The following is a 9,042-nucleotide window of genomic DNA, read 5'->3' as shown; positions in this document are numbered from 1 at the left end:
TCGCACACGTCCACGTCGATGTCGAGGTGCACCCGGGCGGCGTCGCCCGCGCCCGCGATCTCGACGGCCTCGGCCACGACGTCGGCGATGCCGCGACGGCGCACGTCGTCGAGGGTGACGACCCGGATGCCCCAGTCGGCCGCGCGGCGGGCGTACGCGGCGGAGTTCGCGAAGTCGGCGAGGCCGATCTGCACGATCCGGGTGGGGTCGATGCGGGCCGTCGGGACGCCTGCCGCGGTGGGGACGTCCTCGACGAGCCGCCGCACCGGGGTGCCGTTGGAGACGCCGTCGCGCAGGTCGAAGTGGGCGTCGAACGTGATCAGGCCCGTCGCCCGGGCGCCGAGCGCGACCGGGTAGGTGAGGGAGTTGTCGCCGCCGAGGGCGATGACGAGGTCTGAGGCGTCCGCCAGCTCCCGGACCCGCTCGATCGTCCGCGCTTCTCCCGCGTCGCCGTCCGGCTCCGGCACGTCCCCGGCGTCGGCGATGCGGAGCACCTCGTCCAGATCGATCGTCGGTGGGCCGAGGACCGTCGTGCCGTATCGGGGGAGCGCCTCGCGGATCGCGGCCGGAGTCGCGTGCGCCCCGGTCGGGGACAGGGAGGTGCGCCAGGTCGGGACGCCGAGGAGCACCGCATCGGCCGTGCCCTCGAACGCGGGCCAGGCGCCGGCACGCGGCCAGAGCGGATCGTGGGACAGCGCCATGTCAGACTCCCGGGATCAGGGCGTGGGCGACGGTGAAGATCGCGAGGCCGGCGAGGGCGCCGACGACGGTGCCGTTGAGGCGGATGTACTGCAGATCGCGGCCGACCATGAGCTCGATCTTCTCGGTGGTCTCGGCGGGATCCCAGCGCTCCACGGTGTCGGTGATGATCGAGGCGATGTCGTGCCGGTACCGGTCGACGAGGAAGACAGCCGCATCGGAGACCCACGTGTCGACGCGGCGCTGCAGGGCGGCGTCGGTCGTGAGCCGCTCGCCGACCTCCTGCAGTGCCTGCACGGCGCGGCGCCGCAGCCCGCTCTCCGGGTCGGCGAGGGAGGTGAGGAGTCCGTTCTTGGCGGTGTTCCACGCCTCCGCGGCGAGGGCGCCGACGCGCGGGCTGTCGAAGAGCGCGGCCTTGGCGTTCTCCAGCTTCTCGCGCGTCGCGGGATCGTTCTGCAGGGCGTCCGCGAGGCGGGACAGGTACCCGTCGATCGCGAGGCGGGCCGGATGCCGCGGGTCGGCCTGCACGGCGCGGACGAACTTGACCGCCTCGTTGTACACGGTGTCGTCGATGAGGCGGTGCGCGATCTTCGGCATCCATCCGGGGAGGCGCCGGGAGACGAGTCCGGTGAAGGAGGCCGCGTTGGCGTCGAGCCATCGCCCGATGCTGTCCACCGCGAGGTCGACGGCACCGTGGTGCGCCTCCGCCTCCACGATCTTCTCCAGCCACGCCCCGGCGGGCGGCCCCCACTCCGGCGCGACGAGATGCTCGCGCGCGAGGTCGGCGAGGAGATCGCGCACGTCGTCGTCGCTCAGGGCGTTCAGCACGGCCGTCGCGACCGTCGCCCCCTCGGCCGCCACGCGCTCGGCATGCGGGGTCTCCCGGAGCCACTCCCCGGCGCGGAGGGCGATCGCGGTGCTGGTGAGCTTGGTGCGCACGACGTCGGCGGCGAGGAAGTTCGTCTCCACGAACTCGCCCAGCGTGCGGCCGATCTCGTCCTTGCGGTTCGGGATGATCGCAGTGTGCGGGATGGGCAGGCCGAGCGGACGGCGGAACAGCGCGGTCACCGCGAACCAGTCTGCCAGCGCGCCGACCATGCCGCCCTCCGCCGCGGCGCGGACGTACGCGAGCCCGCCGACCCGCTCCTGGAACGCGAACGCGACGACGAAGGCGAGGGCCATGAAGATCAGCGCCCCGAGCGCGACGGCCTTCATCCGCCGCAGCGCGCGCCGGCGCTCCTGGTCGGCGACGGAGAGCAGCGTCGTGGGTGTTCGCGGCATGACGTCATCCTTTCACGGGGCGAGTAGCCTCGATACGTGATCGAAGACATCAAGAAGCGCGCCCTGCACCGCACCAGCATCCTCGAGGGTCAGATGCGCGGCGTCGCGCGGATGATCGAGAACGAGGAGTACTGCATGGACATCATCACGCAGTCCCGCGCGATCCAGCGCTCCCTCGAGTCGCTCAACCGTCTGCTGCTGGAGAACCACCTGCGCACGCACGTCACCCACATGTTCGAGGACGGCGGCGAGGAGCGCGACAAGGCCGTCGGCGAGCTCCTCAAGGCGTTCGACTTCGACCGCAAGTAGCGGCCGGCGGGGGACGCCTCTCACCCGACCGCGTACCCGTCGGCGACCGCCAGCGCCTCCTCGATCGCCCCCAGACCCCGCACCAGCTCCGCCTCCTCGATCACCAGCGGCGGAGCGATGTGCACGCGGTGGAAGTGCGTGAAGGGCCAGACCCCTGCCCGCTTCGCGGCGGCGGCGAACGCCGTCATCGGGGCGGCGTCGGCACCGCTCGCGTTGAACGGCACCAGCGGCTCCCTGGTCTGCTGATCCCGCACGAGCTCCACCGCCCAGAACAGCCCGCGACCGCGCACCTCGCCCACGCTCGGATGCGACTGCGCCCACGAGCGCAGGGTCGGACCGACGACCCGCTCGCCGAGGTCGCGCACCCGTTCCAGGATGCCGTCGCGGCGGAACACCTCGAACGTGGCCACACCGGCCGCGCAGGCGAGAGGGTGCCCGGAGTACGTCAGTCCGCCCGCGAACGGGACGGTGTCGAAGGACGCGGCGATGCGGTCGGAGATCACGACGCCGCCGAGGGGGACGTAGCCCGAGTTCACGCCCTTCGCGAAGGTGATCAGGTCGGGGCGGCCCTCGAAGGCATCGATGCCGAACCACTCGCCGAGCCGGCCGAACCCCACCATCACCTCGTCCGCGATGAAGACGATCCCGTAGCGATCGCAGAGCGCGCGTACCCCGGGCAGATAGCCGGGCGGCGGAAGCAGCACGCCGTTGGTGCCGACGACCGTCTCGACGATGATCGCGGCGATGGTCTGCGGTCCCTCGAGCTGGATGGTCTGCTCCAGATGCGCGAGGGCGCGCTCCGTCTCCTGCTCGGTCGTCTCGCTGTGGAACGGGGAGCGGTAGAGGTACGGTCCGAAGAACCGCACGGCCCCGGTGTCCGTGACGTCGTTCGCCCAGCGGCGCGGGTCGCCGGTGAGGGAGATCGCGGTCGCGGTCGAGCCGTGGTAGCTGCGGTACATCGACAGCACCTTCCTGCGGCCCGTGGCCTGCCGGGCCATGCGCACCGCGTACTCGTTCGCCTCCGCGCCGCCGTTCGTGAAGAACACCTTCTCGAACCCGTCGGGAGCGACCTCGGCGATGAGACGGGCGAGCTCCCCGCGCACATCGTTGGCCATCGACGGCTGGATGGTGGCGAGCCGCCCGGCCTGCTGCTGGATCGCTGCGACGAGGTCCGGGTGCTGGTGGCCGAGGTTGAGGTTCACGAGCTGGCTGGAGAAGTCGAGGTAGGCGCTGCCCTCGTAGTCCCAGAATGTCGAGCCCCGACCGGTGGCGACCGGCAGCGGGTCGATCAGCGCCTGCGCGCTCCAGGAGTGGAAGACGTGGGCGCGGTCGTCGGCGCGCACCTGCGCCTCGGCGTCCGGGGCGGGGAGCGGGAAGGAGAGTCCGTGGCGGTCGGTGAAGGTCGTCATCGTGATCGCTCCTCGTCAGTGGTTGCTCGGGAAGCCGAGGTCGATCTGCGACGGGGTGTGGTCGGGCCACCGCGTCGTCACGACCTTCGACCGCGTGTAGAAGTGCACGGACTCCGGGCCGTAGATGTGCGCGTCGCCGAAGAGCGAGTCCTTCCACCCGCCGAACGAGTACGCGCCGATGGGCACCGGGATCGGGACGTTGACGCCGACCATGCCGACCTCGATGTCGAACTCGTACTGCCGCGCCGTCCCGCCGTCGCGCGTGAAGATCGCGGTCCCGTTGCCGTAGGCGTTCGCGTTGACGAGCGCGACCGCCTCCGCGTAGGAGCCCACGCGCACGACGGACAGGACCGGGCCGAAGATCTCGTCGTCGTAGACGCGCATGCCGGGCGTGACGTCGTCGATCAGGCTCACCCCGAGGAAGAAGCCGTCGCCGTCGAACCGCTTCGTGGTGCCGTCGACGACGACCGTGGCGCCCTCCCCGGGGGCCTCTGTGACGTAGGAGGCGACCCGGTCACGGTGCTCCGCGGTGATGAGGGGCCCCATCTCGCTCGCCGGGTCCGTGCCGGGGCCGATCGAGAGGCCGTCGATGCGGCGGGCGATCGCGGCGACGAGGTCGTCGGCGATGTCGCCCACCGCCACGAGCACGGACACCGCCATGCAGCGCTCGCCCGCGGAGCCGTACGCTGCGGAGACGGCGGCGTCGGCGGCCGCGTCGATGTCGGCGTCGGGCATCACGACCATGTGGTTCTTCGCGCCGCCGAGCGCCTGGACCCGCTTCCCGGCGGCGGACGCCCGTCCGTAGATCGACCGGGCGATCGGGGTCGAGCCGACGAAGCTCACCGCCTGCACCTGCGGGGAGCCGAGGAGCGCGTCGACGGCCTCCCGGTCGCCGTGCACGACGTTGAGGACGCCGTCCGGGAGACCGGCCTCGCGGAAGAGCCGTGCGAGCCAGACCGCGGCGGACGGATCCTTCTCGCTGGGCTTGAGGACGACGGTGTTGCCGCACGCGATCGCGGAGGCGACCATCCACAGCGGCACCATGACCGGGAAGTTGAACGGGGTGATGGCCGCGACCACGCCGACCGGCTGCTTCACGGAGTGCACGTCGACCCCGCGGGCGACCTGCTCGCTGCGCTCGCCCTTGAGCAGGTGCACGAGCCCCGCGGCGAACTCGACGTTCTCGATGCCGCGGGACACCTCGCCGGCCGCGTCGGACAGGACCTTCCCGTGCTCGGACGTGACGATGGCCGCGAGCTCGTCCGTCCGTTCCTTGAGGAGCTGACGGAGCCGGAAGAAGACGTCGGCGCGTTTGATGAGGCTCGTCTCCCGCCACGCCGGCAGGGCGGCAGCAGCGGCGGCCACCGCGGCGTCGACCTCGGTGGCCGAGGCCAGTGCGACCTCTTTCGTGACGGCACCTGTCGCCGGGTCGAAGACGGGGCCGCGGCGCGCCGCCTCGGCGGTCTCGGTGCCGTTGATGACGTGACGGACGATGTCCACGGGTGCTCCTTCGCAGAGGGGATCGCGTCTCGCACACTCTGACCGAGGGTCGCTACGCTGGGGCTCGGCCCATGCTGACAGGAAACGGAGCGGGTGCGGAGTGGCAGAGCGTCAGGACTTCTCGGTGGATCGGACACATCGTCCGGAACGACCATCCTCGGCGCTGTGCGTCGGGGACGTGCTCGCGCTCCCCGTGGTGCAGGCGGGGGCGCCGACCGTCCTCGTCGGGGGCCCGGCGCTCGACGCCGGGGTGCGGTGGGTCCACGCCTCGGACAGCGCCGCCGTCGCACGCCTGCTCGACGGCGGCGAGCTGCTGCTCACGACCGGCGCGGCCTGGCCGACGAACCCCGCAGCACTGCGCGTGCTCGTGGCGGAGCTGGCGGCGGTGGGGGTGTCCGGCATCGTCGTCGAACTCGGCCCGCGGATGCCCCGCGTCCCGGCCGCGGTCGTCGAGGCCTGTGCCGCCTCCAGCCTCGCCCTGATCGCGCTCGGGGTGGAGGTCAAGTTCGTCGCGGTGACCGAGGCCGTGCACCGCGCGCTGATCGAGGCCCAGACCGCGGCGCTCCGCGAGCGTCAGCGCCTGCACGACCTCTTCACCACCCTCAGCCTCCGCGGCGCGCCGGCCGACCTCATCGTGTCCGAGGTCGCCCGCGCGCTCGACGCCCCGGTCCACCTCGAGAATCCGGCGGGGGAGGTCGTCGCGGTCGAAGCGCTCCGCGTCCCGGTCGGCGAGGCCCTCCGCCAGGCGGAGCGGGGCGGCGATCGGGTGCCCGTGCAGGCGCGCGGTGTGCGCTGGGGCTGGCTCATCGCGGCGGAGGGTCCGCCGCATCCCGCCGGTCGGTCCACGGTCCTGGAGCTGGGAGCGACGGCCCTCGCCTTCGGCTGCCTCGCCGATGGGGAGGGGGCGTGGACCGTGCTCGCCCATCGCAGCCTCGTCGAGGACCTTCTCGGCGCACGGTTCGCCCGCGAGGAAGACGTCGAGGTCCGGATCCGGAGACTCGGGCTCGACCTCTCGGGAGGGACCGTCTCCGGCCTCGTCTTCCGCACGGACGAGGACGCCGAGACGCTCGTCGCCCGCGCGCGTGCGGCGGGGCTGTCCGCGGTGGGGGCCCGGCGGGGAGCGGACCTGGTCCTGCTCGTGGCCGCCGGATCCGACGCGCTGACCGATGCCGTCCTCGCGCACCTCTCCGACGGTGCGCCCGTGACCGTCGGACCGAGCGCGGAAGGCGTCCGCGGGCTCCTGGCCTCGATCCGCGCCGCGCTCGACCTCGCCGCACGGCCGTCCGGGGGCGACGTGCCGGCGGTCTGCCGCGTCGCCGACCGGCCGCTCGAACGCCTCGTATCCGCTCTGCGCGACGACCGGCGGCTCCAGGCGCACAGCGAGCAGATGTTGGAGCCGCTCGTCCGTCACGACCGGGATCGCCGCGGAGACCTGCTCGCGGTCCTCGCCGCCCTCGTCGCGCACCCCGGCAACCGCTCCGCGGCGGCGGCCGCGAGCCATCTCTCGCGCTCGGTGTTCTATCAGCGCCTCGCGCTCATCGGCGACCTGCTCGACGCGGATCTGGACGACGGGGAGACCCTCGCCGCCCTGCACCTCGCCCTCCTCGCCCGCCGCCGCGAGGAGACGCGGCCGCGTTGAGGCCGACCGTCAGCGCGTGCCCCAGGCGAACTGCTGCTTCTGGAGCTTCGCGTAGATGAAGGTCTCGGTCGACACCACGCCCGCGATCGGACGGATGCGATCGTTGACGAGGGCCAGCAGATGGTCGTCGTCCTCGCACACCGCCTCGACGAGTACGTCGAACGATCCGACCGTGATCACGACGTAGTCGACCTCGTCGATGTCGGCGATCGCCTCGGCCACGCCTCGAGCGTCCCCGGCGACCTTGACGCCGACCATCGCCTGCCGGTGGAAGCCGAGCTGCATCGGATCCGTCACCGCGACGATCTGCATCACCCCGGACTCGGTGAGCCGCTGCACCCGCTGCCGGACGGCGGCCTCGCTCAGGCCGACGATCCGACCGATCTCGGAGTACGAGCGCCGCCCGTCCTCTTGCAGCATCTCGACGATGGTCTTGGAGATCGCGTCGAGGGTATGGTCCTTCTTCGACGGTGCCATGGTGTGATCTTGGCACCGCGGACGGTCGTGGACAACGGGGTGTGCGTGCGCCCGCTCAGGCCTCGATCGGGCCCAGCCAGGCGCTCGCCGCGGTGGCGTGCGCCGACTCCGGGTCGGAGGGATGGAACGCGCCGGCGAGGACGTCGCGATACAGCCGGGAGAGCTCGTTGGCGCTGAAGTACGAGCCGCCGCCGGCCACCAGCATGGCCTCGTCGACGACCTGCTTGGCCATCGTCACCGCGCGATGCTTGACGCCCGAGAGCGCGGGGAACCAGCCGGCGCCGCGGTCCGCGCGCTCGTCGACATCGCGGGCGAGTACGGCGATCTGCGGAGGGAGGGCGTCGTAGGCGAGGGCCATGTCGGCGATCCGCCAGCGGATGTCCGGGTCCTGGCTGTACGCGGCGCCGCTCTTCTTGGAGCGACGCCGATGGGCCGTCGCCACGGCCAGCTCGAGGGCCCGCCGGGCGATGCCGGTGTAGACGGAGGCGAGGAGGATCTCGAAGACCGCGAAGATGCCGAAGACGGTCGGGTCGGGGCTCGGGCCGGGGTCGATGCGCCGCACGACGTGCGCCGCGTCCGCGACGGCCCCGTCGAGGTGCGTGGTCCGGCTCTGGGTGCCGCGCATGCCGAGGGTGTCCCAGTCGTCGGCGGTGGTGACCGCGGGCGTGCGGTCGACGAAGGCGAACACGAGCTTCGGCGCGTCCGGGCTCGTGGTGTCGAGCCCGTGCAGGCCGAGCTTCGTCCACACGGGGGCGAGCGAGGTGAAGATCTTGGTGCCGGTGAAGGCGTAACCCCCGGCGCCGTCCGGGACCGCCGCCGTGTCGCTCCCGAACAGCACGAGGTCGTTGCCGCCCTCGCTGATGCCGAACGCGAAGACCTCGCCGGCCACGGCGCCGTCCTGCACGAACTCGAGACCGGGGGCCCCGCGGTCCGAGAAGACCTTGGCGACGCCGGTCCAGACGAGGTGCATGTTGATCGCCAGAGCGGTCGCGGGCGCGGCCCCTGCGAGCCGCTGCTGGAGGAGGGCGGCCTGCTCGAGGCCGAGTCCCGCGCCGCCGCGCTCCCGCGGCACGAGGATCGACAGGTATCCGGCCGCGCGGAGCTCATCGAGGTCGGCCTGGGGGAAGGTGTTCTCCCTGTCGTGGAGGGGCGCGCGCTCGCGGATGCGGTCGAGCAGGTCGTCGGGGAGATACGCCGACGGGTCGAAGTCGGTCATGCCAGAGCCTCCAGGAGCTGTCGGATGGATTCCTCCGGGCGGTCGCGATGCACCGAGTGACCGGCGCCGGCCACGACCGACAGGGAGATTCGGGGGTTGCTCGCGAGCACCTCGTCGGCGAGGACCCCGGTGAAGATGCTGGAGACGGCGGGATCGCCGCCGATCACGTGCGTGGGCACGGTCAGGCGGGCCGCGTGCGCACGGACGTCCCACGGCTGGTTCTGTGCGCTGGTCTGTTCGACCGCCCACGCGCTCGCCCGCCGGACGGCGTCGACCTTGAGCTCCTGGTCCTGCGGGTGCCAGTGCGGGTGCTCCTGCCGCACCGCGTCGAGGCGGTTGTCGGCGAAGGCGCGTTCCTGGCTGCGGCGGACGTCGGCCGCGTCCTGCTGGACGACATGGATCGCGGGATCGATGAGGACGAGGCGTCGTGTCCAGTCCGCGTCGTCCGCGGCGGCCACCGTCCCGGCGGCGCCGCCGAGCGAGTGTCCGACGACGGCATCCCAGGCGCCCGA

General features: G+C 72.4%; 9 protein-coding genes. 2 read left to right on the top strand and 7 right to left on the bottom strand.

All coding sequences use genetic code 11. From position 1 onward, the window contains the following. Both D8M34_RS17130 and D8M34_RS17125 read right to left on the bottom strand, forming a co-directional pair. A partial coding sequence (locus tag D8M34_RS17130; RefSeq protein ID WP_126894618.1) for an arginase family protein occupies positions 1-701 on the bottom strand: 701 nt, incomplete at its 3' end. A gap of 1 nt (position 702) precedes the next feature. Further along, positions 703-1,980, bottom strand: coding sequence for a DUF445 domain-containing protein (locus D8M34_RS17125; protein ID WP_085605453.1), 1,278 nt, complete (start codon positions 1,978-1,980; stop codon positions 703-705). Positions 1,981-2,016: 36 nt separating this feature from the next. On the opposite strand from D8M34_RS17125, the gene D8M34_RS17120 reads away from it, so the two are divergent. Further along, positions 2,017-2,289 carry a metal-sensitive transcriptional regulator gene (locus tag D8M34_RS17120; protein WP_025102619.1) on the top strand — a complete coding sequence of 91 codons (273 nt, stop codon included), beginning with the start codon at positions 2,017-2,019 and terminating at the stop codon, positions 2,287-2,289. Positions 2,290-2,309: 20 nt separating this feature from the next. Here D8M34_RS17120 and D8M34_RS17115 read toward each other — a convergent pair whose 3' ends face one another. Further along, the gene (locus D8M34_RS17115; RefSeq protein WP_126894617.1) at positions 2,310-3,698 is read right to left on the bottom strand and encodes an aspartate aminotransferase family protein; all 1,389 of its coding nucleotides are present in this window, start codon (positions 3,696-3,698) and stop codon (positions 2,310-2,312) included. A 15-nt stretch (positions 3,699-3,713) separates the two neighbouring features. Next, positions 3,714-5,198: a CoA-acylating methylmalonate-semialdehyde dehydrogenase gene (locus D8M34_RS17110; protein ID WP_126894616.1), complete on the bottom strand. Its 1,485-nt coding sequence runs from the start codon at positions 5,196-5,198 to the stop codon at positions 3,714-3,716. A 178-nt stretch (positions 5,199-5,376) separates the two neighbouring features. Here D8M34_RS17110 and D8M34_RS17105 point away from each other — a divergent pair, with 178 nt between their 5' ends. Then, positions 5,377-6,837: a PucR family transcriptional regulator gene (locus D8M34_RS17105; RefSeq protein WP_238695700.1), complete on the top strand. Its 1,461-nt coding sequence runs from the start codon at positions 5,377-5,379 to the stop codon at positions 6,835-6,837. A 9-nt stretch (positions 6,838-6,846) separates the two neighbouring features. Here the strand turns inward: D8M34_RS17105 and D8M34_RS17100 are convergent, their stop codons facing one another. The 3 genes from D8M34_RS17100 to D8M34_RS17090 all read right to left on the bottom strand — a co-directional run. Next, on the bottom strand, positions 6,847-7,314 hold the full coding sequence (locus D8M34_RS17100) for an Lrp/AsnC family transcriptional regulator (protein WP_102209934.1): 468 nt from the start codon (positions 7,312-7,314) through the stop codon (positions 6,847-6,849). Positions 7,315-7,369: 55 nt separating this feature from the next. Then, on the bottom strand, positions 7,370-8,530 hold the full coding sequence (locus tag D8M34_RS17095) for an acyl-CoA dehydrogenase family protein (RefSeq protein WP_126894614.1): 1,161 nt from the start codon (positions 8,528-8,530) through the stop codon (positions 7,370-7,372). Next, on the bottom strand, positions 8,527-9,042 hold a 516-nt coding region (locus tag D8M34_RS17090; protein ID WP_126894613.1), incomplete at its 5' end, for an alpha/beta fold hydrolase. The genes D8M34_RS17090 and D8M34_RS17095, both read right to left, overlap by 4 nt.

Source organism: Microbacterium sp. HSID17254, from assembly GCF_003989315.1.
Lineage (GTDB): Bacteria > Actinomycetota > Actinomycetes > Actinomycetales > Microbacteriaceae > Microbacterium.
Note: the sequence above shows the minus strand (reverse complement) of the source record. Positions and strands in the feature narration are given on the sequence as shown.

Bases quoted from the DNA above. Each gene is read 5' to 3' on its own strand.
- D8M34_RS17095 (WP_126894614.1), bottom strand. From the start codon at position 8,530: ATGACCGACTTCGACCCGTCGGCGTATCTCCCCGACGACCTGCTCGAC.
- D8M34_RS17125 (WP_085605453.1), bottom strand. From the start codon at position 1,980: ATGCCGCGAACACCCACGACGCTGCTCTCCGTCGCCGACCAGGAGCGC.
- D8M34_RS17100 (WP_102209934.1), bottom strand. From the start codon at position 7,314: ATGGCACCGTCGAAGAAGGACCATACCCTCGACGCGATCTCCAAGACC.
- D8M34_RS17115 (WP_126894617.1), bottom strand. From the start codon at position 3,698: ATGACGACCTTCACCGACCGCCACGGACTCTCCTTCCCGCTCCCCGCC.